Below are 24,786 nucleotides of genomic sequence, written 5' to 3'. Positions count from 1 at the left end.
CAGCGGCTTATGCTAAAACGCCAACTAACGACTAGTCTACTTTTAACGGTAGTATTTTTTTCGATTCAATTAAACCACGCTCGGGGGCAGGCCTATAAAGAACGGTTCGATAAAAACCGTATTCAGTATAAAAGTTTCGATTGGAAATATTACCAGTCAGAAAACTATGAGGTTTACTACTATCAGGGGGGAGAAGAGTTGGCTAAACTAACCTCTGAGTTTCTTGAAGATCAGTTTAGTAGGATTACAGAAACCATAGGGTATTTTCCTTATGCACGCACAAGGGTTTTTCTTTACAATTCCATTATAGATAAGCAACAAAGTAATGTTGGTATTCGCGGTAACGATTTTAGTGTAGGCGGACAGACCAACTTTGTTAAGTCACAGGTTGAAATAGCCTATTCAGGAGACTTGGCTTCGTTTAAGAAAAAGGCAGTTTTTAGTATTTCCGACATGCTTATTCAGGAGATGCTATATGGTGGCAATATTGCTGAGATGTTTCAGAGCGCATTTTCAACACCAATACCCCGCTGGTTTACTACAGGTGTGGCAAGTTATATCGCCTATGGTTGGGATAAAGAAATGGACGATGCCGTGCGCGAGTATGTGTACCATAACCAAGTAGATAAGTTTGCCAGACTAAGCCCCGAAATGAATGAGCTGATAGGACGTTCTATTTGGAATTATGTGGTTCAAAAATATGGTCAGCGCAGTGTCTCGAATGTTCTTAACCTAGCAAGAATTTTGCGCGATGAAGAGACAAGTGTTTCCAGAACACTAGGGGTGCCGTTTAACCGCTTTATGCTCGAATGGCGTACTTTTTACAGCAATATGCATGTGAACTTACTTGAGGCATACAACCAGCCGAATGAAGAGTTTATGCTTACAGGTAATAATAAGAAGGCAGAAGACTATACGAGTATTAAGTTTAGCCCGGGTGGAAAGCACCTGGCTTATACCGCTGCAAAAAATGGAAGGTTTGAAGTTCGCGTAATTGACATGCAAAGTCAGCGAGAAAAGGTGGTTTATGAAGGTGGCTTTAGAATTATTAATCAGGAAGTTGATACGCACTACCCAATTTTGAGTTGGGCAGATAGCACTACACTAGGTGTTGTTTACAGCGAGAATGGAAATAATGTACTCGCGGTAAAGAGGCTGGGTGTTAAAGGTGAGCAGGTAATTAATATTCCTGTTGTTACCGATGTGCAAAGCTTTGATTTTAAACCGGGAGGAAGGCAGGCAGTACTTACTGGGGCTTACAATGGAATAAGCGATGCCTACATTTATAACATAGTGCGCGGTCAGGTAAGGCGAATTACAGACGATAGTTACGATGAGCGTGATATCTCGTTCTTCCCAGGCTCCAATCAGATTATTTTAAGCTCAAACAGACCAAGTGATAGTGTGTTTGTTCAAGGCCCAGAGAAAATTTCGGAAGTAGAAGTAAATAAGTTTAACCTGTTTACCTACAGTTTGGATTATCCCGACAGTGTTTTTGGTAAGATCACCAACTCCTTGGCTTTAGATTTAAGCGCTGAAATATCTGTTGATCGGGATGTTTTGTATTTGAGTGATCAGCAAGGCATTAATAACCTGTACAAGTTTAGCCTAAGGGATAGCCTAACTACCCAGATAAGCAATTTTGCTTTTGGCATGAAGCATTTTACCTACGATGCAGAGAACAATAGACTGGCATATGTGAGCACCAATAATAGCCGCGATGCTATTTTCTTGCAATCATTTACAGCTTCTGAGTCTGTTTTTACTCCTGTAACACCTAGAAAGGCGCAAGAAACCTCCAAGCTATTGGCCGAAATAAGAAGGAAGAGGCTACTTGAAAACAGAAGCTTAGGAGATACTTTACCGGATGAACCTGAGCCGGTAGAAGAGAAAAAGATGTTGTTTTTGGACTCTGTAAGAGCGAATGCTATAAATACTGAGAACTATAGTTTTAAAAATGCATCTAAGGTTAATACTAAAGACTATCAGTTTGAGCGGCCTGTGGCTGAAGAGCGTCAATCTACCGGTAGGTCTTTCTTAAACATCTATCAAAACACCAAGCTTCAAAACGCTACCACTGGACCGTACGATTACCAAAACAGAATGCAAACGAACAATATTGTAACCTCGTTTGCAATTGATGAGATTAGGTCTTTCTCTCAGTGGGTGGAAATTGATATGAATGATTTTCTGGAGGATCATCGTTTTAGCGGTGGTATGTTAATACCATGGAGCTTTAATGATGGCTACGATGTGTTTGGTAAGTATGAATACCTCAAACACAGAATCGATTTTCATGCACAGTATTATCGCGAAGCAATTGTGCGCTCTAGCCAGAGTAACCCCGATTTTGATCAAAAGTATTTTAAGGACAGATTTGAGTTGGGTTTTGGCTATCCGTTTACTCAACGTTTAAGGTTTCAGTTTAATCCATTCTATACCCAAACTAGGTTTTTGGATAATAACCCTGCTTTGCTGGTTCCGGCAAATACGCCAAGTCAGTTTATTGCCGATGTTAAGCGCAGATACGTTGGGTTTAGTGCGGGTTTTGTATACGATAATAGTGTGGTTACTGGTACTAATATTCATGAAGGAACACGAGCTAAAGTTACGTTTGAAACGCATGCCAAGTTGAATGATGCCGCTGTGGGCTTTAGTAATGTTGAACTAGATGTTCGCCATTACCAGCGATTGACAAAAGGGATTCTTTTGGCGGGTAGAGTTCATTATGGAAGCTACTTTGGAGGTGCACCAAAACAATATTTATTGGGAGGTGTAGATAACTGGGCGTTTAACAGTACCGAGGGAAGTGGCGATGAAACCGACCCTTTATACTTTACCACGCTGTATGATAATAGCGATGTGCTGTTTTTGGAGTTCGTTAACCTAAGGGGGTACGACTACAATACTTTCCAAGGAAGAAATGTGTTGTCTGCTAGTGCTGAAATTAGATTCCCAATTAATCAATTATTAAATAATAGTGAGTTGAGGTCTAACTTCTTGCGCAATCTTCAAGTTATTACTTTTTACGATATAGGTTCGGCATGGGATGATCTATCTCCATTTGAAGAGCAAAACAACCTGAATATTGAAGAAGTAAGTACCGATGGATCACCTTTTTCGGCAGTGCTCAATAACTTTAATAACCCATGGTTGCAGAGTACTGGTGTTGGTATGAGAACCATGTTCCTCGGATTTTTCTCTAGAGTAGACTTAGCCTTTCCGATTAGAAATTTTGAATTCTTAAGTCCACAATTCCAGTTGTCTTTTGGTTACGATTTTTAAGCGATTTTTATAACGCACTAATTCACTTATTTTAGTGCCTTATTTTGATAACTATGCTTAAGTCGATGACAGGATATGGCCAATCTAGTGGTCAACAAAATGGGTACAGCGTTACAATTGAACTTAGAACACTGAACTCTAAATTCTTAGATGCTCAGGTGAAATTGCCTAGGAGTTTTCAAGACAAAGAACTGGAGTTAAGAAATGTACTCAATAAGCGTTTGATTAGAGGGAAAGCTTCAATTAGCATAGAATTAGTTAATGATTCGGGTGCGCTGAATGGGCAGACGGTAAATGAGCAGTTGTTTAAGGCTTATTACAGCGAGTTTGAAAAACTTGCCGAAGATACCGGGGCCGATAAGCGCGACTTGTTTAGACTGGCCTTGCACAGTCCTGATGTATTAAACGGAGGTCAGGCAGATGATGACTTTTTGAAAGAACAATGGGGGTTTATTTTAGCCCATCTGGACAAAGCTTTAGAGGCTTGCGATGAGTTTAGGTCACAAGAGGGGGCTTCATTAGAAAAGGAACTTTCGCAATACATCCAGAATATTGGCAATAACCTAGAAGAAATTAAGGTGCTGGAGCCAGAACGTGTAAAGGTGATTAGAGATCGCATACAGGGGCATCAGGAGGAAATTTCTAGATCCGATGAGTTTGATAAAAACCGTTTTGAGCAAGAAATGATCTATTACATTGAGAAGCTGGATATTAGTGAAGAGATTGTCCGACTAACGAATCATTTGAGTTATTTTCTGGAGGTTTTGGCTGATAAAGAGTCACAGGGAAAGAAGCTTGGTTTTGTTTCACAAGAAATAGGAAGAGAGATCAATACCATTGGTTCTAAAGCTAACTATGCACCGGTTCAGAAACTGGTAGTAGGAATGAAGGATGAACTAGAAAAGATAAAGGAGCAGCTATTAAATGTGCTGTAGCAAAAAGGGAGGCCTTAAGCCTCCCTTTTTTATTACTACTTAAGTATGAAGTGAATAAAGATCGACATTGGTGACTTTACAGGGCGCCCGCGTTGAAGTCCTGGGTTCCACTGTGGTGAATTCTTTAATACCCTAACGGCCTCGTTGTTGCACGCATCTCCAATTCCTCTGACTACTTTAATATCGGATATGTTTCCGCTAGCATCAACCAGAAAGCTTAGTTGTACCTTTCCTTCAATCCCCATGCGCTGAGCTTGTCTAGGGTATTTTAGGTTTTTTCTCAGGTATTTACCCCAAGCAGCGGTGCCTCCAGGGAAACTTGCCTGTACTTCGGCAATAACAAAGGGCTCTTCTTTTACCTCTTCGTCTTTTATTTCTTCAAAGGTTATTTCATCTAGTACATCGGTTTCGTTGAAATCTATGTCTATTTCAATTTCCTCAATTACTTCTTCTACATCATCTACCTCTACAAGTTGAAACTGTTTTTTTGGCTTTGGAGGCTCTGGTTCGTCAAATTCAGTAATAGGGATCTCTGGATTGTCCCAGTAAGAGGCTGTTGGATCTCCCATTGTTTCTGGCGTGTAGATCGTCTTATATTCAAAGGCGAAAAGAACTAGGCTGGTGCTTATGCAGAGGCCTGTTAAAAAGAACACTCCTTTATATTTAAGGAGGTTGTAGCGGTTGTTTTTTTTGGTTTCCATAATTATCAACTAATTGTTTAATAATAAAACTAAATAATTAGTTATTCAATTCAAAATAAAACCCGATGATTAAATCGGGCTTCATTAGTTTTATTTCAAACGGAATACAATTCTTAGCTGCATTCTAGATTTTACGGCTCTACCACGTTGTTTACCTGGTGCCCATCTTGGAGATTCTTTCAATACTCTGATGGCTTCTTCATCGCATCCGCCACCGATACCTCTAATTACATTGATATCAGAAATTACTCCTTGTTTGTCTACTACGAACGACAAGAAAACTGCACCTTCGATACCCATTCTTGTAGCTTGACGAGGGTACTTTAGGTTCTTCTTCAAGAACTTATTCCATTCGCCCATTCCACCTGGGAAAGAAGCTTGCTCTTCAACAACCATGAAGATTTCTTCTGCTTCTTCTTCTTCTGGTTCTTCTTCGAATACAATTTCCTCTACCTCAGTTTCCTCAGTGATTTCCACATCAAGATCGATTTCGATTTCTTCTTCAATCTCTTCTTCATCAGGAATCTCGATAATTTGAGGCTGCTGAATTTTTGGTGGTGGTGGTGGTGGCTGCTCGGTTGGAGGAATTTCTGTCAATTCTTCAAAGTCGTCTGGCGCCATTCCAAGGTCCATCAATTCGCCTTCATCGTATTTTTTCCACTCAAAGGCCATCAATGTAACTCCTAAGCTAAGCACCAAGCCGATCGCCAAGAAGAGACTAGTCTTCTTAGTTAAATCCGCTTTAGGGGTTTTTTTAGCTTCCATTTTTCTTTCGTTAGATTTTAAAACTATAATATTAGTTTATGATTCGCAACTTTATTTTCGATAAAGATCGAAAAAAATATAACTCCCACAAGTGCTCCTACACTATTGGCGAAAAAATCGTACCAATCGGTAAGTCTCCCCGGAGAGAAATGTTGTAATAATTCTAACACAGAACCATAAACTATGTTTATAGTTAACGTCAGAATCTTGAGTTTTATTGTGTTTTGACCTTTTCCTTTAAAGAATGCTAGCAATAATAGTACTTCTAAAATTGCGAACACTCCTATATGTGCCAGTTTGTCGAACGAAAGCAATTCGCTTTCAGGAAAACTTTTTTGTGGTAGCAATAATAATATTGCTAATGTTATAGCCCATAACAGGGCCGAAAGTTTCCAGATACGCTGGCTAGGCATAATTACTTATGCGCCAATATGCTCTTTGTAAGTGCTGGCATCCATCAAACCGTCCGCTTCGCTTGCATCAGACATTTTGATTTTTATCATCCAGCCATCCTCGTAAGGGCTTTCGTTTACCAATTCAGGGCTGTCCTCTAGGGTTTCGTTTACTTCAACGATTTCACCAGAAACAGGCATAAATAGGTCTGAAACGGTTTTTACAGCTTCTACGCTTCCGAATACTTCGTTGGCATCAATGCTCTCGCCTTCAGTTTCAATTTCAACATAAACAATGTCGCCAAGCTCTCCTTGTGCGAAGTCGGTAACACCTACTGTGGCAATGTCACCATCTACTTTTACCCATTCGTGATCGCTGGTGTACTTAAGTTGTTCAGGTATGTTCATAACGGTAATTATTCTCGTGCCCCAAAAATAAATGGATTCTTTAGAATAGCATTCATTATTGCGCTAAACTAAATCGAATTCTTCCACCAAAGGATGTCCTTGCGTTTAAGAAGCTGGTAGAAACACGTGGATCGTTCACGTTGCGCTCGAAATAAAGTGATACGCGGAGTGATTGACTTACATTATAGTCAACGGTAGGAGCGAGCCTGAATACCTTGATACCGTCTGTTACAATTGGCTTTTCGTCAATTCTGCGTTGAATGGTGTTTCGGTCGCTTATGGTCATTGTCATGTTAAAGCTTAGTTCGTTTGGTAGGCGCTCTTTTCTACCATTTATTCTAAAAGGAATCATTACACCGGTTTTGGAGAATCCAACATTAACCTGAAGGGCCTTTGAGTTCATTTCTGTTACCTGAATGTTTGAAAGGTTCAGTCCGATATTTCGCTCTCTTGAATAGTCCATGCCAATGTCCCAGTTGTTTTTGGTACGTAGGTTTACCCCAACCAATGGCGAAAGCCTTTCGGTAAGCACAACTTGCTGGGTGAGGAATATCGGTACTAATAGTCCATTTTCGTTTACTTCAGATGCCAAGCCGAAATCGTTTAAGCTATTATCTAGCGTAAGGCCAGTAGTGTAGAGCGGGGAGTTAACAAAGTTGCTAACAGAGTAGCTGCTGCTATAGGCGTGCGAAATGTTGATGGTGCTGAATACTTCGCTAAGTGCTGGGATTCGAGAGAGTCCGCGATAGTTTAAACTCCAGTTGGGGATAGGGAATTTAGGGAAGGGACTTAGGTTCACCTCATTTGGGTCGTCACCACTGTAAGCTGCAATAAAAGAAGGAATCACTACTTCTTGCGAGTTCAATTCATAATCTCCATTGTTGTTTTGAGCATCCAGTCTAGATTTTACTACGTTTCTGTATTCCTCAAAGTCGTTGAAAAGCGGAGAGCTGTCGTCATCACCAATTTTAGTAAAGGTGGTTTTTATCATCATGTGGCTCACATTGTAGGTACCCGTTCTGTTTGGGTTAATGCTAACATATAGGTCGTTAGCTCCATCATTTCTGAATATCTCCTGATAGTTCTCTGTAAAACTTTTAGCGCCACTTAGGTTTATTCTGAAGTCGCTGAATGGTTCAATAAGCGCGTTGTAGCTAAAGTTGATGCTCTTGTTTTGTTGGAAAGGAGTAGTTAAAAACTCACTAGGTGCATATTGTCCTTCTCGCGCTAGTCGATACCGGATATCCGCATTTTGGCTACCCGTAATAAATCCAAAGCCCGGATTATCGAAACCTTCGCTCATACCGAATAAGTAAACGTCTGGCATGTAGCCAGGCAACACGGTGCCCTCATTGCGATTGTACGAGAAGTCCAGGTTTCGGAACATCATAAGTGTACGTAAAAGACCTTTGAGGACCGGCATTTGGTTAATGTCTTTTTTCTGTCTTGTGCTGTCTGCTGCAGCTTCGGTGCCTGGCCTGGCCCTCGAACGGCTCCGTGATCTGGCAGGAGTGTTTACTTTCTCCAGTAAACCAATATTGTTGTAGAGTTTTACAAGGTCGAATTTACCACTAAGGCCAATCACTCTTGAGTTTGTAGCCGTGTTACCGAGTGTGTCTAGCTGGCCAATGGCGCCTGCTTTCCACCCATAGGTGGCCGTATAACTTACGTCTGAGTTAATCCATTCAGTTAATGGGATTTTATCTACCGGAATAGTATATGTAGCGTTTATTGTGTGTTGGTAATTCTTTATTCTACCAAAGTTTTTAAGGTTACTCCACACCGAATCACGCTTAATGTCAGTGTTAATGTCTCCTTCGGGCTCGTCTATAATGGCGTTTACATTGGCCATATAATCGAAGGTTAGCCTATCGGCCAAATCCCAGTTTAGGGCATAAGAGCGATCGAAAGTAAAGGACTTCTCATAGTAAGGGTCAATGCCTTCTGTACCCAAATCTGAGTTTCGTAACTGAGTTTTAAGGAAACTTCGATTCAAATTTCCATTAACCACAATTGAGCTCGGAATAGGGTTGAAGTTGAAATCCTTTATGATTTTTAACCATTTGGAATCAAGGAACTTTACATTCTTGAACGGTTGAACATTTATGCCTTCAGGTTGGTAGGCATAAGTGGCTGCTCCGCGATAGTTACGGTAGCTGTATTCTGCTGTGTTAATGTTAGAGCGGTCTAACTCATTATATGCATAAGTAAAGCTGAAGTTTTCTATTTGCCATGGCAGCACTGGCCTGTCTGGGTTAGTCCTTCTTTTGCGCACATTAGAGAAGTTAAAACTCTTTCTATTCGAAATGTCAACTACTTTTTTGTAGTACTCGTCTCGTTCCGCTTTAGAGTCGAAAGAGTTAAGGACATCATCCAAATAGAGGTCGGGGTCCAGCGGATCGAACTGAGGTACGGAATGGGCATGTTCAAAACTGAAGTATGCTGGTATTTCCAACCCCCAGTCTTCTGGGAAGAACTTGTCCATTGCAAATCGGCTCGATACATCGTATTGCGTGGTTCTTTCCCGGTTTCTCTCCGATACCTTGTCTGAAATACCACCAAAGCCAATCGATGAGTGGCTCACCGTGGCTGTTACGTTTCCGAAGTCCGCCAACTGGGCATCTAATCGGGCATTGGCAGCCCACCCCGAATTACTATCGAAATCCGAAACACGCATTTCATTTGCCCATAAGCAGAAGGATTTCGGTTCAGCGTCTGGCGAATTCGGGTTTCTAACCCCAATCATAAGTGTTTGTACCGAACTCATATCTGGCCTACCAACTACGGTAATGTTGTATTTGCCGACTGTTTGAGTATACGGAAGTGTGAGGTTGGCATTGGCTTGGTTTCGAGCGGTTTTAACTTTGTAGAGTTCGCTAAACGCTAAGTCTATTTCGTTTTCTTCAGGCCAGATGTCACGGGCGCTTACTGCGCTGGCATCCGTCATGGTTAGGGGGACTTCTATTTCGTAATAGTTCTCGGTAAAATCAGTTCCTAGTCTTAAAAAGGCGCTTACTTCGCCAGGCTGAATGTTGTCATCACTATGGCCATGAAGGAACATTTTAATCCGCCCATAATTGATCATGTCCATATTTACATTCTTAAATACGGCACGTGCATCTTTATCTCTTAGGTCTTCCACGCATAGCTGCAGCGACTGCTCATTTCTTCTACGCTCTACCACAGATGTATTATCTCGGTCTCGGTTAATGCCCGGAGGAACCATGTAAGGAGGTACGCCATCTCCTCCTTGGCTATTTTCCTCAATACTCACCACAGAAACATTGAAGTTTGGCCCTGAAGGTTCAGGGATTTCGAAAAGGCCTTTTTCGTACAAGCTTTCTTGGAAGGTTCTCCATTGGCTACCTACCATTCTAAAGTTGACCATTCTTAATACAATAGGTTCTTCGAATTCCGTCAGGTAGGTGCGGACATAACGAATAGACTTGAATCCGTTTATGTTGCCCTGAACGCGATCCGGATTTCTTACTGGTATTCTAAAAAGGTACCAGTCTACTCTGTCACCGTTTACCTCGTTGGTTACTTTATCAACAATGTTGTTTTGGCCAATTCTTAATTGCCCAGGCTTAATTGGAATATTGTATTCGTAGTATTCTTCTAGGTCAGAAAGAGTGTTGTCTCTGTTTAAATCTTCATTATCTGGCAGGTTAGAGTTGGCAGCTGTAAAGTTCTCGCTTCCGTTAGAAATCGGGCTGTTGCCCTCCATGCCATTGTAGCCTTTGTAACGTGCCAAAATGCCAACATCTGCAGCATCCAAAGAGTCACTTAGGTAGTAGTAGAAATCGTCATTCGATGGGTCTTGGAATATTTTGTCACGAGCATCTCCATTCAGAGCAAGGCTGTTGAGGTAGTTCTCAAAGTAAGTGCGCTCCTCATTGGTGTTTACACCATCAAGCCCGATGTCTTGGTTGGCACGAGCATCTGCGGTGTTATCAAAAGCGGGGTTGAGGTATGGCTGGCGGGTAACACGGCCCCATTCGTTTTCTGTTACTTCGCTTGGATCGGTCGAACCATCTGCCGGAAGTCCTTGCTCAAAAGCGTGTAATTCATCGCGCATCAAGTCTTCAGAAATACTACCAAGGTTTAGGTACATCATACCGCCTGTAGAGTTTGCTTTTGGCTGATTTATGCCATCATCAATCATTCCGCGAGGATTGTCCGGTTGTCCATTCGTATTGTTGATGAAAGGGTCCATCAACCAAAATTCTACGTATTCAATATTCGTTTTGTCAAAATCTACCTCGTTGGTGATGGCTCGTGTAATGGCTCCGAAGTTACTTTTCGGATCCTTCATTGTTCCGTCAGGATTTAGATCGGGATTGTAGTTGTAAATACCTCTTTCGGAAGGGTAGTAGGCAATGTCGAAACTTGGTTCGTTTACATTTATTTGTTGTGCATCTCTTTTAATCACCTCGTTTTGACCAATGGAACGAACGTAGTGATTCTCTAAATCGTCTGGCGTAATGTTGGCTGGCCTGTTGGTGCCGGTAGATCGGTAGAATACATTGTCGATTGAGTACCATGAAATTCTTGCCCTTTTATAGTTGGCTCCAAGTCTGTCTGAAGTTTGACCACTCTTATCGAACCTGTTGTTGTCGGTTTTAGGAACCGAACCGTGTTTCCAGCTTTGCGGATTGGAAAGGCTAAATGGAGTGGCAATGGCTTCGAAGTCGTCAATGTATGAAGTGCCCACACCTTCTACCTCGTTGGTCGTACCCGGAATTAGCTGGGCAAACTCTCCACGGAATGTGATTTTAGAAGGAGCTTTAGTGTCGATAAATGGCAGCGCATCTACCATTCGGGTTAGAAAACGAGAGTCAGCACTATAATTCCAATCGAGCCCCCAAACGGTGTTGCTTACCGGTTCGTTACCAATGCTTACACGCGAAAGCTGTGGCCGCTCGTTTAAGTGCATTAGTGTGAAGCCAAAGTTGGTTTGGTCGTTCAGTACATAGTCTAGCCTTGTTCCTAATAGGTTTCTGGCCTGAAAGTTAAAGAGGTCGGCTTTCTCAAAAGTTACACGGATTTTCTTGCCAGAATTAAGGATCGAAGGATTGATAATGGTTACTCTTCCAAGGGAGTAGTCTACCGTGTAGTCGGTACCTTCTATTAGTGGGGTGCCTCCGGCAGTTACCACCACGCTGCCTTCTGCTACCTGAAATGCATTGAGGTTTATCTCGCTAGCAGAACCTGACTGCAGACTTCCTTTTATGTAGTATTTGTTTAGTCTAGAAACTTGTTGGGCATCAGCGCGGGTAGTTTGATAAAGCGTGTCGAACACATATTTATCTTTTAAAAACTGTTCGTTCGGTAGGAATTGGTTTTCCATTCTTTCGCCAAAGGGCTCCAAATATGGAAACATCATAAAACCTCGTTCTGGGTTTATCGTCACGCCTTCTACATAGTCAAAGTTGCCGTCTTTCTGCGGGTCACCATTTTGGTTTAGCCTGTCTAGTCCCATTAACTCAACCAGCGGAACGTCTTTGGTTCTTTCTCCCTCATGCAAGCTTGGGTTGTCAATTCCGGTGTCGTCATCCCGATAGATTACGCGCAGTTGGAAGGAAGAGCGGTCAATCTGTGCTGCATTCAGGTTATAGATGTTTTTTAGCATCAAGTCCCAAGTGGGTACTTGTGTGTTGATCTTATTTGGGCGAAGCATCTTTAAGAAAATCACTTCGTCTTCAGGCCTGTTTTGATAGTCCTCAGTTACTTCACCTACTTTATAATTTCTGCCTTGGTAGTTGTATTCAAAAGATACACCTAGCACTTCATCGTTTTGCAGTTGTCTGCTCATGGTAAGAATACCCAACTCTCTATTGAAATAATATTCGGAAGGATCGAGCTTACGTGCACCTGTTACCCTTACAAAGTCTTGCCCGCGTTCAAGGCCGTGCTGGGATTCCAGAATGGTACTCACTTGGTCTGACTGTCGCAGGCTGGGGTTTGCCGTCATGTTGGTGAATAAGTCGTTGGCACTGTTGGCGGTAGGGGAGCCAGGCGTTCCGGGACCTACAAACGAATTGCCTTGCTGGTAAATGTTGTCGCCCTCTCCAAGGTCCATTAGGGCAACAAAATTTCTTAGGGTTTCGGTATTGTTGTTTCTGTTGAGCACGTAAACCTCAACTCGACTAATTTGAACACCAGAAATTATCGAAGGGATACTGCCTAGCCAGTTTTCGAAATTGTCTCGGAAAAAGTGGCCCAGGAAAAAGTGTCTGTTTTCATCGTAATCTGAGGCTCGTATTTCGAATTCATTGCGTTGAACGCCTCCATCAATTTCTATGCTTTCTGTACTACCGCGCTGAGATGCCGCCAAGGCGGTAACATATAGTCGGCCAAATTGCATCTGGGTTTTAAAGCCAAAGAGGTTTTGTGCACCCGTAATCAAGCTATTGTCAATTGGCATGCTCACGTTACCTACTTCAAGCGTTTTAATAATATCCGATTCTAAGCCGGAAAACTCCACCTTTAATTGATTTTCAAAGTCGAAAGAGTTGTTGTTGTTGAAGTTGGCGTTTATCCTCAGTTTGGAACCGATAGTTCCTTCCAGGTTCATTCCAATGTTTTGGTCGAATTCAAAGGTGCCGTTTCGCTGCTGCCGAACAGGAATGGCAGGGTTGTCTACCCGCTGAAAGCGAGCTCCAAAATCGAGTAATACCGAACCACTTGTATTGATTAATATTTGGTCTCCTCCAAAGAGCCTATCGAAGAAAGGGTTTAAGGCTATGGGAGGAATTAGTCTGCCACGGTTGGCTACCGCACTTTCTCCATCTTGGGCCTTTGCTTTTTGCTCAAAGAACTCTCTGTTGCCATCAGAAAGTTTTTGTTGGAGTACTTGGTTGAAGGGTACTCGCAAAGGCGGTCTTAAAAGAGATCCTCCTATTTGTTCTCCATAAACCATGCTTCGACCAGTATCTAACCTCGAAATTTGGTTGAGATAAGCTGGGCGGTTAAACCAAAGCGGAGAACGAACGGGCCTACCACCTAAAGGTGCAATAGGCGAGAAGTTACGTTGGTATTTGGGATAAGGCGAAGGCACATACTTGGCCGTGTCCTGGCGGTTGGCAGTAGTGTCTTGCTGAAATCCAAAGACAGGCTGAGCCAAGCTCAGCAGGCCTACGCATATCAGGTTGAAGATTAATATGTGATAGCTGCGAGTCAAGTATTTTAAGGTCCCTTAGGCAGCTTTTAAAGCTAGTTTAATCAGGTCTTCTAGGCTTAAGTCCCCTGAATTTTGTTTTAGTATTTTGTCAATGCTTTTTTGTGCTGCGTTTTTATTGATGCCTAGTGTTACTAACGCTGCCAACGCTTCGTTTCTTATAGCATTGCGATTGGAACTAGGAATATTTATCAGCGAGTCTGAATCACCGTCTTTTCCTACCTTATCTTTTAGCTCTAAGATTATGCGTTGGGCTGTTTTAGCGCCTATACCTTTCACGCCCTGAATGGTCCGAACATCTTCGCTCAAAATGGCTTGCTCAGTTTCGTGAGGGCCTAGCGAAGAGAGTACCATTAGTCCGGTTGAAGGGCCAACTCCCGATATTGAAATGAGTTGTAAAAAGAGCTTTTTCTCCTTGTCTTCTGCAAAGCCAAAAAGTGTGTGTGCGTCTTCTTTTATGTGGAGGTAAGTGTGCAGTTTAATGTTCTCCTGATCTTTGATTTGGGAAAATGTGTGGAGCGAAATTTTCACATCGTACCCTACGCCATTAATATCGATAATAACAAAAGTTGGGTCTTTGTAAGCGAGTTTTCCGTTGAGATATGAGAACATAGTTTGGCTGTATATAAAAACAAAAGTGGCAAGTAAAACTTGCCACCGCTAAAAATAATAATATTCCTACTCTTACACCTTACTCTATGCCGATTATTGCTAGCTAGCTTTAAAGGTTGTGATCAAAGACTCCATTTCTCTAATCAATTCTCTATGATCTTCGTTCGGGTGAATTACAAAGCCTTCAACATAGTATAGCTTGTTGGTTTCTTCGTCTACAAAAGTGTAGCTCACAAATGTACCACCTACCGATAGGTTGTTAGTTTTCCATGCACCTTTCATTTCCACAGTATAGTGGCCGTTGAAATCGATGGTGCGGGTAATTGGCTTCATGTATTTGGTTTCGGTTACCATGTACGACTCTGGGTTTTCAGGGTCACCATACACATACTTTTGACCTACCTCATTTCTCAACTTGATGATGTTTTCGGGAGTGAACTCGTCTTGGCTTTCGTATTCTTTTTCGTAAACAATAAGGTTCTTGTTGGCTCCAACGGCAGGTAAAAATCTCACCCACATAAAGTCATCTTCTAGCATGGCAAGCTCGTAGCCAGCTGGTATTTTAATGTTGATATCAAGTTTGTTGTTAACCTTATTTAAAATAGCCCTAGAAGCTGAAGACATGCGAATGGTTTCTGCAAGGCGCTTGCGCTCGGCCATGTTAAAGTAATTCTGAATTAGGCTAGCGTTTTCTTTCAGGTTTTTGATTAGCGTAGCATCATCTTTACCATACAGCTGCAAAATATTTTGCCCTTCCGCATATTGGTCACCAGAAGTTTGCATAAACGAATCTGGATTATTCATAATGCGTTGTCTGGATTCTTCGCTGTAAATACCCTGAAGCCATTTGTCTGCGGCAGCGTTACCTTCAAAAGAAGATACGTAAACAATATTTCTGGCAATTTTGAATATTCTGTTGAACTCGAAAGGCTCAATTACCCTAACAGTGAACAGCGGTTCTGAGCGAGTAAGTCCAGGAACGTTTTCAAGAAACACTTCCTTCAGAGCATCGCCCAATGGTCCATCGTACTTTTTCTTATTAACAATAATCACTATTTCACCTGGCTCGCCAGATGCGTCAGGTAGGGCTACTGAGCGTTTTTTTGTCTTTGTAGTTTTTCCATCCTTGTCAGTAGATTCCCCTTTGTCTTCACTCTGAATACAAGCAAATACAGTGAATACAACTAAAAATAAGAGCGCTAACTTTCTCATAAACTATGCTATTTAACTACCTAATAAACGTCTTGAACAAGACTATGTTTGAAAGGAATAGAATTCTCAAATCATTAGCAAGAAAAATCTACTAAAAATTTAGTTGATTGGTTTTTCTTAACCAACTTTCAGCTTCATACCAGGTTTTAGCTGGTTATTTTTAAGGTTGTTAAGGGTCTTGAGTTTTTCGATACTCAAACCTTTATACATGCGGCTGATGTCCCATAGCGTGTCGCCAGGCTGAACAACATGAACCTTAGATGCCGGGATTGGCTGGTCTTTTGGTTTGCTCTGTACCATGGTGTTGTCGGTAAGAAAGTCTGGACCGGTGTATAGGGTAAGTCTTTGGCCCACGCGAATCATGGAGCCTCTCAAATTGTTCCAAGCCCTGATGTCCGTGACACGCACGTTGTATTTCAGTGCAATTTTGCCAAGTACATCGCCACTGCGCACTCTGTAAACTACCTTCTCTTTACCAAAAGTACTGCCAGGCATATTTTTAGCCATCTTCTCAAACTCAGTTTTACCATCTGCTGCTTTGGCCAAAATGGTTTCTCTGTTTAGTTCAAAGTTTGGCATATGTTGCACCGGAACTCTCAGTTTAAAGTTTTTGGCATTTTCTGGAATAGCATCTTTCTTAATCGATGGGTTGAGCATGCGCAGTTCCTCTAGGTCCATGCCTCCTTCTTCGGCAAATGCTTTTAAGTAAACAAACTGGTTAACTTCAACTTCTTCGTATGGGGTAGGGTAGAGTGGCTCTTCCGTATACAGGTTGTGCTCATCGGCATATTCCATGGTGTAGAGCACAGCCGCAAATTGCGGTACGTAAGAACGTGTCTCACGCGGTAGAAAACGGTAAACTTCCCAAAAATCGTGTTTGTTTCCAGCTCTTCGGATGGCACGTTGCACGTTGCCGATACCAGAGTTGTAGGCTGCTAAGGTTAACTTCCAATCATCGAAAATGCGGTAAAGCCAAGCAATGTATTTGCAAGCAGCTTCAGTCGCTTTTTCAGGATCCATCCTTTCGTCAATGTACCAGTCTATTTTTAGCCCTTGCTCTTTGCCGGTAGGCGCCATAAACTGCCATAGCCCAACGGCCTTTGGTCTAGAAACTGCGCCAGGATTAAGACCAGACTCAATAATAGGTAAGTATTTAAGTTCCTGTGGGAGTTTGTATTCGGCTAGGTATTTTTCAAAAATAGGGAAGTAAACTTCCTTTCTGCGCAGCATTTCGCGGGTGTAACCACGCTCGCGAACTGTAAAGTAATTGATGAAAGCATCAACTCTATCATTAAAGGCAATGTCAATCTCTAACCCAAGGTTGTTGTACCTCCTTTCTATCTCTTCGTAACTAAAATCTGGTGCGTAGTCATAAACTTCGGCCAGTGCAAGCTCCTGTTCTTGGCCAAGGGCTGCAAGGCTAGTTGTAAAAAGTAATAGGAAATAGAGTTTTACCTTTCTCATGAATCAAGCTGGGCTTCTTTCATTAAATACTTCGAAAATGCGAAAATTTTATCTTCTTCGAAAGCCTTTGTCATTACTTGTATTCCAATCGGTAGGTTGTTTTGGTCTTTTCCCATTGGGATTGAAATGGCAGGAATACCGCTAACAGAGGCCTGAACGGTGAACAAATCGGCCATGTACATTTGTAATGGGTTTTGGTCGTTTGCTCCTATTGGGAACGCAGTTGTAGGGCTAGTTGGTATAACAATAAAGTCGTATTCCGAAAGAATTTTTTCGGTAGCATCCTTTATTAATCTGCGTACCTCTTGTGCTTTTTTAAAGTAAGCATCGTGATAATCGGCACTAAGCACAAAAGTGCCTAGCATAATTCTTCTTCTCACTTCATCTCCAAAGCCTTCGGTGCGCGAGTTTTTGTACATGCTCTCCAAATCTTCGCTTTGTGCACTACGGTGCCCATAATGAGCGCCATCATAGCGGCTAAGATTCGTGCTAGACTCGGCAGTAGTGAGGATGTAGTAGGTTGGCAGTGCGTGCTTTAACAGCGGAAACTCAATGGCCTCAACCGTATGGTCGTCACTTTGCAGTTGAGCGAGCGTTGACTTTAATGTGTCCTTCACCTCTCCTTGAACACCTTCGCTTGAAAGTGCTTCTTTGAGGTAAGCCACCTTGTATTTGCCCTTTGTTACTAAAACAGGTTTTATTGGCTCTCTAGATGAGGTAGCATCGTTAGGGTCGTGACCACCGATGGTTTGCAATACCAGCTCGCAGTCTGCTACAGACTTGGCAAAGACGCCAATTGTATCGAATGACGAGGCGTATGCAAGAAGTCCCCAGCGCGAAACGCGAGAATACGTAGGTTTGATACCCACAATACCGCAAAACGATGCTGGTTGCCTTACCGATCCGCCAGTGTCGGTGCCAAGCGATACCAAGCACATGTCGGCTTGCACAGCTACGGCCGAACCTCCAGATGAACCACCGGGTACGCGGCTTTCATCGGCAGCATTCTTTACATGGCCAAAGGCTGAGTTTTCGTTAGAAGAGCCCATGCCGAATTCATCGCAGTTTTGGCGACCAATTACAATGGCGTCTTCATTTAACAAACGCTGAACAGCTGTTGCGGTAAATTGAGATTCGAAACCTTCGAGGATTTTACTGCCACCACTTACTTGGTGGTTTTGGTAACACAGAAGATCCTTAATGCCAAAAACTAAGCCGGCTAATTTGCCGGCCTTTTTAGTTTTAATTTTTTCGTCTATCTGAACTGCTCTCTCTAGTGCTTCTTCTTTATACACTTCTATAAAAGCATTGAGCGACTGTTTGTCTTCAATGTTTTTTAGGTAGTGTTCTACAAGCTCAGAGCAAGTTGTGTTACCAAGGTATAGGTCATTTTGAATCTCATCTAAACGATGATACGACTTCAAAATATTAGCGAATTACTTATCGATTTCCTTCCCTGCGTCATCCACCTCTTTCTTGATTTCTTTGGTGGCATCCTTAAATTCTCTGATTCCTTTACCTAAGCCTCTGGCCAAGTCTGGAATTCTCTTCGCACCAAAAAGAAGCAAGATTGCTAGGATAATGAATATCCACTCTGGCCCTCCTGGCATTCCTATCGCAAATATTGTTTCCATAAACGTTTATAATAAAATTTTTACAAAGATAGTCAATTATTAAGACTCGAAGTTGGTGAATCCTAATCGGAACACCCACCTAAAAGAACGTTTTTTTTTGCAAGGCCGTTCAATTGATTTTGCTTTGGAGCCATATTTCAGGATTAACGGTTCCATTCTTATCGTTAATGCGAAATTTTAGTTCGGAAACGTTGTCTCCATTGGTTAAAACCTGCCCAAGCCTTTGGCCGGCAATTATTTGATCGCCTTTTTTTACGGTTACCGCTTTTAGGCGTGAATAGGCCGAAAAATAATCGCCATGCTGAATAAGCACCGTAATGCCTTGGCCCTGAATACTCATAACGCCAACTACCTTGCCAGAGAACACCGCCTTCACATCTGCATCTTTAGCCGTTTGAATATCGATGCCTTTGTTGTTTAGTGTAACCCGCTTTAGTGTTGGGTGGCGGTGCTTACCGTATTTTGATGAGATAAAGCCACCGTCAACAGGCCACGGCAATTTGCCCATGTTGTCTGAAAACTCTTTGCTGAGGGTAGACATATCGGCAGAAGATGCGGCCGCAGCTAACCTTTCGGCCTCGATGATTTCATCAATACGATTGGTCAGCTCGCGCTCAGAGGCGCGTTGTTTTTCTAACTCATCTTGAATTTTATTGGCTTGTTTTTCCAGCGTACTAATGAGCTGGCGCTGCTCGCCCCTGAGATTTTGTAGTTTTTTGTTTTCAGAAAGCTCTTCATCTAACAAAGCTTGTTTGTCTTGCTTTTGCTGCTCTATTTCAGCGATTTGCTCATTCAAATTGGCTTGAACAATCTGAATCTGTTCGCTTTGCTTCTTTCTGGCATCGGCATATTGTTCTATATACTTAAAGCGCATAAAGAGCTGGTTGAAAGTTTGAGAAGCAAATAGGAAAGTGAGCTTATTGAAGCCTGAACTGGTTTTTTGAGTGGCGTAAACCATTTTAGCGTACTCTTCTTTCAGTGCTGCCAAGTCGCGATCCATGGCCTCGATAATGCTTTGGTCTTCTGCAATCTCATCGTCCAGAACGGCCATTTCATCATTAATCGCTTTGATTAGTGTGGCGCGAGATGTGATTTGATTGTTCAGCGCTTTTAACCTACCAAGTGAGGTGTTGCGCTGTGCAGCAGTTTGATCAAGGATCTTTTGGTTCTCGTTTATTTTCCGAAGCAGCTCTTGCTTTTGCTTTTCCAGTTCGGCCCGTGTGTTTTGAGCTGAAGCCAATGGTGCCAGCAACACAAAAAATAGGAGGGCAAATGCACTACTTATGCAGCGTGTACCTGTCTGGGATAGAAAATGGGAAACTGAGTGAGCTATCTTCAATTTGTACTCTATTATGTTCAATGTCTACAGTGGCTTGCTGCTTTTTACCTTCGGTGAAGTAAGTTAGTATCATCAAGGCTTTATTTGCAAACGCTTTCTCGTTCAGGGGCTTAAATTCCCCGTACTTAATCTCTAACGTGTTAAGGCTTTCGCTAGTACTGGCATATAAATTTTCGAGGCGTGCAGTCTTTGGCCCAATCGTGTTGTTGATTTTTAACGGCCCTTCGGTTTGAATAATTACTTGATTGTTGCCCTTTTTAACAACTTGGTCTCCTTTTCTTCTAGGAATGGGCAAGTCGCCAATTAGTACCGACTGAAATAGATTGTAAGAAAACTGAAAGTTGTATTGCGCACTAAGCTCAGCAAAGGAAAAGGCGTAATATTCTTTATTAATGCGATCAACAAGAATGAGTGAGTCTTTGGTAATTCTGCCTCTGGCGGCCTCAATACCAACGCCTGGGGTTAATGAGAACCAAATGAGGCTATCTTTTTTAATGCGCATTCTGGCCGTAGCCTTCGTTTTGTCGTCACCGTTTTTGTACTTGAATTTGGTACGGGTGCTCAAATAGTCGTAGTCAATTTCTTGCACCAGCACATCGTCTCGATGGAAATTGAACCCAAGGAATTTTCTGTTACAGCTTTGCAGAGCAAGGCTGAGAATAAGCAGGATAATTAACCCAAAAGGTTTAGTTGTATGCTTTGTTTGCAATTTTCTCTTCCAGTTTATCAGATGTACCGCCCAAAGTTAAGGCTTTCTGCCATTGAACTAGGGCTTCGTTAGTTTGGCCCGCCTTAAAAAGTATGTCGCCATAAATTTCCAGGCTAGCTCCGTCAACTTCGTTCGGAAATTGTGCCAAGGCGGTTTCCATTGTCGACTTAGATTGCGCTGTGTTGTTTTGGTTTAAAAGTGCTTTGGCTTGAATGCTTACCGCTCTCAGTTTTTGGTTTATGCCCTCGGCAAAACCGTTCAACAATTCTAAAGCCTTTTGTGGTTCCGATTCGCTTAAATAGTTAGCGTAACTCAGTATGGCCTCTTCGTGAACGGTGTTAAAACCTACAGATTTTTCAAAGTAGGTTTCTGCTTGTGTGGCATTGTTGCGCGCTAGTTGAATAAGCCCTAATTGGGCATTCAAAAGGCTTTGCAATTGCTGGTTACTACCCGACATACGCAGGGCCTGTGTGGCATTGTCTTCAGCGTCATCAATTTCCCCTGAACCTAATTGGCCAGCCGAAAGAAAGTAGTAAAAGATAGCTTGGTTAGGGAAGAGGCTAAGCGCTTCATCGGCATCGTTGGTCAGGTCTTCCCAAAGCTTTTGGTTGTATTCGTAGCTTAGCACTTTGTTCCAGCCAGCAAAGTCGCCCGGGTTTAGCTGTGTTAGTTTTTTGTAATTGGCGATTGCTTTTTCTTGGTAAGCTTTTCTTACCGTGGGGTCCGGGTTGAATGCTAAACGAGAATAAATAAGGCCTCCATTTTCAAACACCATGGCAGAGGCTGGGTAAGTGGTTTGTAACACTTGCTGTAGGCTGTCAATGAAGTTTTCGTTCCCAGTTTCCGCATCATTGAAAATGAGGTAACCAATCGCCAATGCCTTAGCATCAGCGCCAAATTCATCATCTTCAAACACCATGTTAATGCTCGACTTTACTTTATCCGTTTTACCCTGTTGTGTATAAAGGTCAATGAGTAAAAGCGTGGCTTTAGTATTGTTGGCCTGAATCTGCTCCAATTGCGAGGTGGCTTCAGGTAACTTACCCTGAAAACTCATTAGTTCAACGTACTGCTGAAGTACAATATCGTCTTGCGGAAATTTGTTTAACCCCTGGGAGAGCGTTTGGGTAGCAGACTCAGTTTGACCTGAAATGAGCTCGATTTCTGCTTTTTTCAGATAGAATTCGGGTGCGTTAGGATAAGCTGCTATGGCTTTATCTGCCAAGGTTATTGCGTCAGAGTTATTTCCTGTTTGCTGGTATGTATCAATAATTTCGGCATAGTAAGCCTCATAACCACTGGCATTTGTTTGCAGCATGTCGTAGAAGCGTTTGGCATCTTCTAAGCTTTCATTTTGCTTGGCTAGTTGCGCGCCTAAAATGTAATAGAACTTATTGTCTGGCTGAATTTCTATCGCTTTGGTAATGGCTTCCAGCCCTTCCTCATACTTTTCCTGAATGCCCAGCACCTCAGCTTTCTTAAAGTAGGCCGCGTGGTTTTTTGGATCGGTGGAAAGGGATTGATCTAAGAAGGCCAGCGCACGCTCATAATCTTCCAACAAAAAGAATTTCTCCGCTTCTATCATCACAAATTCAGCATTGGCTTTTTCGTATGCAGAAGCTTCTTTTTCAAGCTTCTGCTCTTCCGCCTGCTGATAAGCAGCCAGTGAGGGGCTAAGTGCCACTGCCAAGATGAATGATATGATGATTCGGTTTTTCACAATAGATGCTACAATAAAACGATTGAAGCTTTACGATGTTTCCTGTTTGTGAGCACTGGCAGTTATGCGGTTCTTTTGGTTTTGTAATTCACGCTTCTGCCTTCAAGTAAAAACATTATTCCTGCAAAAAGAAGTGTAATCACTAGATCGAACCCGTATTGCAGCCATTGATTGCCGACTTGCACTCCGCCTAAGCTATATACAATGGCCAAACCAATCAGTATATAAATGAAAAGTTTGCCAAACCGATAGGGTACAGGGAAGTATTTTACTCCGTATTTATAGCAAAGGGCCGACATTAATATGTAACAAGTTAAGCTGGTTAAAGCGCTGCCAATGTAACCCATGGCTGGAATGAGCAGGATGTTGCCCGCTACGGTAATTAGGGCTCCGGCTCCGGCAAAGTAAGTACCGAAAATCGTTTTGTCTTTTATTTTGAACCAAACACTGAGGTTTACATAAATGCCGTAGAAGAGTTTGGCTAAAAGTAGAATTGGAAGTACAAAAAGCGCCTCCTTATATTCTGGTCTGCGCAAGAAAATGTCGCTTATCAGGTCTATGTTCAAACCAATAGCCACCAATATCACCACATTGAATACCACAAAGTAGTGCATGATTTTAGCAAATAGTTCTGGTGCTTGCCTATTGTCTGCGTGGTTAAAAAAGAAAGGCTCCGCTGCATAGCGAAAGGCCTGAATTCCTAGCATCATGATTACGCTTAGCTTAACTGCACTACCAAACTTACCGAGTGCTTCACTTCCAGAATTGCCCATAGATTCAGGGAATACGTTCTTCATGATAATTGTATAGCCTTGCTCGTTGAACATACCAGCTAAGCCCATGGCAAAAAGTGGCAAAGCATAGTAAAGCATGGGCTTAAAAGTAGTCCAGTCTATGCGTAGGCGCAGTTGCGAAAACTCCCTCCAAAGCAACGGTAGGTAAAGTAGGTTTGCTAAAATGTTTGCAATAAAGATGTACTCAATTCCTTTGCCGCCACTAAAAACAGCGTTTACAATTGGTTTCAGGGCTTCTAGATACTTGCCCGCTAGAATATCGGGGAATACAATGATAAATAGCAGGTTAAGAATAATGGTTATAGAGACAACCAGTGTTCTAATTACAGCGAATTTGAGTGCTTTTTCTTGTTGGCGTAGTTTGGCAAAAGGGATGGCCACAATAGCATCTATAAAGAGGATTATGGCTAAGTACTCTATATATACTGGTGCAATGTCTTCGCCAAAAAGAAAGCTGAACTTATCGGCACCAAAGTAGAGTATGCCCGAAAGCAGGGTTGAAATAAGAATGATGGCGGTGGTACTGCTGTGGTAAACCTTATCGTCATTACTCTTGGATGAGAAACGGAAAAAAGCCGTTTCCATTCCGAAAGTGTAGAGTACTAGGAAGAGTGCAGTGAATCCATATAGGTAGGTTACTTGACCGTACTCTGCGGCATCTAGCCTTTCTGTCCAAATAGGGAGTAATAGAAAGTTGAGTACTCTGGCGAGAATACTGCTTATGCCATAATAGGCTGTTTGTCCAGCCAGCTTTCGAATTTGACTCATATAGAAAGGGAGGCGTTACTCTCCCTTAAACTGTGGTTTTCTTTTTGCTAAGAAGGCTTGTGTTCCTTCTTTAAAGTCTTCTGTTTTTGTACAGGCCGCAAAACCGTTTGCTTCTGTTTGGTAGCCATTTTCAGTTTGGTTAACCGCTGCATTTACACAGTCAATTACCAAGCTTACAGCTACAGGTGCCTTGGCTGTAATTTTGCCCAAAAGCTCCTCGCATTTTGCTTTTGCCTCTTCAATTGTGCCGGTTACATAGTTAATCAAGCCAAGAGATAACGCAGTGTTAGCGTCTATCATATCTCCTGTCATACACAATTCAAAAGATTTTCCTTTACCCACCAATTGAGTAAGTCTTTGGGTTCCGCCATAACCAGGAATAATTCCAAGGTTTACTTCGGGCTGGCCAAATTTCGCATTGGCACTTGCTACACGCATATGGCAAGCCATGGCCAATTCGCAGCCGCCACCGAGTGCAAAACCGTTTACTAATGCTATTACTGGTTTGTGGCAAGTCTCTATCATAGAGAAAACTTCTTGACCGTTTTCAGCAAATTTTCTGGCATTAAGCTCCGTAAGGTCTGCTATTTCAGAAATATCTGCTCCGGCAACAAATGCCTTTTCGCCTGAACCGCTAAGCAAAACCGCTTTCACTTCAGGGTCATCATAAATTTGTTGGAATGCCTCCTTCAGTTCTTCAATGGTTTGAATGTTTAGTGCATTGAGTTTATCTGGTCGATTAATGGTAATCGATGCAATGCCATTCTCCTTTTCGAACAATAGGTTGTTAAATGTTGTCATTATCCCTTTTTATGTTGGCTCAAAGATAACAGTACGCCCCGAAACACAAAAATATGAGCAGGTGATG

At 42.3% G+C, this 24,786-nt stretch carries 17 protein-coding genes; 2 read left to right on the top strand and 15 right to left on the bottom strand.

The genetic code is table 11. The features are described from left to right. Positions 1-9: 9 nt before the first annotated feature. Both BMW98_RS18700 and BMW98_RS18695 read left to right on the top strand, forming a co-directional pair. Positions 10-3,285, top strand: coding sequence for a hypothetical protein (locus BMW98_RS18700; protein WP_090260750.1), 3,276 nt, complete (start codon positions 10-12; stop codon positions 3,283-3,285). Between the two features lie 53 nt (positions 3,286-3,338). Next, on the top strand, positions 3,339-4,220 hold the full coding sequence (locus BMW98_RS18695) for a YicC/YloC family endoribonuclease (protein ID WP_090260748.1): 882 nt from the start codon (positions 3,339-3,341) through the stop codon (positions 4,218-4,220). A 35-nt stretch (positions 4,221-4,255) separates the two neighbouring features. Here BMW98_RS18695 and BMW98_RS18690 read toward each other — a convergent pair whose 3' ends face one another. From BMW98_RS18690 to BMW98_RS18620, 15 genes are all read right to left on the bottom strand, one after another. Continuing rightward, entirely contained in the window at positions 4,256-4,921 is a 666-nt protein-coding gene (locus tag BMW98_RS18690) for an energy transducer TonB (protein WP_090260747.1), read from the bottom strand. A gap of 90 nt (positions 4,922-5,011) precedes the next feature. After that, positions 5,012-5,686: an energy transducer TonB gene (locus tag BMW98_RS18685; RefSeq protein WP_090260745.1), complete on the bottom strand. Its 675-nt coding sequence runs from the start codon at positions 5,684-5,686 to the stop codon at positions 5,012-5,014. Between the two features lie 23 nt (positions 5,687-5,709). Further along, positions 5,710-6,099: a VanZ family protein gene (locus BMW98_RS20730; RefSeq protein ID WP_090260743.1), complete on the bottom strand. Its 390-nt coding sequence runs from the start codon at positions 6,097-6,099 to the stop codon at positions 5,710-5,712. A 6-nt stretch (positions 6,100-6,105) separates the two neighbouring features. Further along, positions 6,106-6,486, bottom strand: coding sequence for a glycine cleavage system protein GcvH (gene gcvH / locus BMW98_RS18675; RefSeq protein ID WP_090260741.1), 381 nt, complete (start codon positions 6,484-6,486; stop codon positions 6,106-6,108). A 55-nt stretch (positions 6,487-6,541) separates the two neighbouring features. Further along, positions 6,542-13,669, bottom strand: coding sequence for a T9SS outer membrane translocon Sov/SprA (sov, locus tag BMW98_RS18670; protein ID WP_090260739.1), 7,128 nt, complete (start codon positions 13,667-13,669; stop codon positions 6,542-6,544). A 15-nt stretch (positions 13,670-13,684) separates the two neighbouring features. Further along, the gene (ruvA, locus tag BMW98_RS18665) at positions 13,685-14,278 is read right to left on the bottom strand and encodes a Holliday junction branch migration protein RuvA (RefSeq protein ID WP_090260737.1); all 594 of its coding nucleotides are present in this window, start codon (positions 14,276-14,278) and stop codon (positions 13,685-13,687) included. A 99-nt stretch (positions 14,279-14,377) separates the two neighbouring features. Beyond that, a complete protein-coding gene (locus tag BMW98_RS18660) occupies positions 14,378-15,490 on the bottom strand; it encodes a DUF4837 family protein (RefSeq protein WP_090260735.1) in 1,113 nt (370 codons plus the stop codon). Between the two features lie 117 nt (positions 15,491-15,607). Further along, positions 15,608-16,954 (bottom strand): lytic transglycosylase domain-containing protein, encoded by a 1,347-nt coding sequence (locus BMW98_RS18655; RefSeq protein WP_090260733.1) that lies wholly within the window; start codon positions 16,952-16,954, stop codon positions 15,608-15,610. Next, complete coding sequence (gene gatA / locus BMW98_RS18650) at positions 16,951-18,378, bottom strand: Asp-tRNA(Asn)/Glu-tRNA(Gln) amidotransferase subunit GatA (RefSeq protein WP_090260731.1); 1,428 nt, start codon at positions 18,376-18,378, stop codon at positions 16,951-16,953. Before gatA ends, BMW98_RS18655 begins: the two co-directional genes overlap by 4 nt. 12 nt (positions 18,379-18,390) lie before the next feature. Beyond that, positions 18,391-18,588 carry a Sec-independent protein translocase subunit TatA/TatB gene (locus BMW98_RS18645; RefSeq protein WP_090260729.1) on the bottom strand — a complete coding sequence of 66 codons (198 nt, stop codon included), beginning with the start codon at positions 18,586-18,588 and terminating at the stop codon, positions 18,391-18,393. Positions 18,589-18,697: 109 nt separating this feature from the next. Then, positions 18,698-19,843, bottom strand: a complete 1,146-nt coding sequence (locus BMW98_RS18640; protein WP_090260727.1) for a murein hydrolase activator EnvC family protein — start codon at positions 19,841-19,843, stop codon at positions 18,698-18,700. 22 nt (positions 19,844-19,865) lie between these two features. Next, entirely contained in the window at positions 19,866-20,636 is a 771-nt protein-coding gene (lolB1, locus tag BMW98_RS18635; protein ID WP_162844619.1) for a lipoprotein insertase outer membrane protein LolB1, read from the bottom strand. After that, positions 20,614-22,356 (bottom strand): tetratricopeptide repeat protein, encoded by a 1,743-nt coding sequence (locus tag BMW98_RS18630; RefSeq protein WP_090260722.1) that lies wholly within the window; start codon positions 22,354-22,356, stop codon positions 20,614-20,616. Before BMW98_RS18630 ends, lolB1 begins: the two co-directional genes overlap by 23 nt. Before the next feature lie 62 nt (positions 22,357-22,418). Next, complete coding sequence (locus tag BMW98_RS18625; protein ID WP_090260720.1) at positions 22,419-23,918, bottom strand: lipopolysaccharide biosynthesis protein; 1,500 nt, start codon at positions 23,916-23,918, stop codon at positions 22,419-22,421. A 15-nt stretch (positions 23,919-23,933) separates the two neighbouring features. Further along, positions 23,934-24,719, bottom strand: a complete 786-nt coding sequence (locus BMW98_RS18620; protein WP_090260718.1) for an enoyl-CoA hydratase/isomerase family protein — start codon at positions 24,717-24,719, stop codon at positions 23,934-23,936. Positions 24,720-24,786: the final 67 nt, after the last annotated feature.

This window comes from Roseivirga pacifica, assembly GCF_900111145.1.
GTDB classification, from domain to species: domain Bacteria; phylum Bacteroidota; class Bacteroidia; order Cytophagales; family Cyclobacteriaceae; genus Roseivirga; species Roseivirga pacifica.
This window is presented reverse-complemented; position numbering and strand designations above follow the sequence as displayed.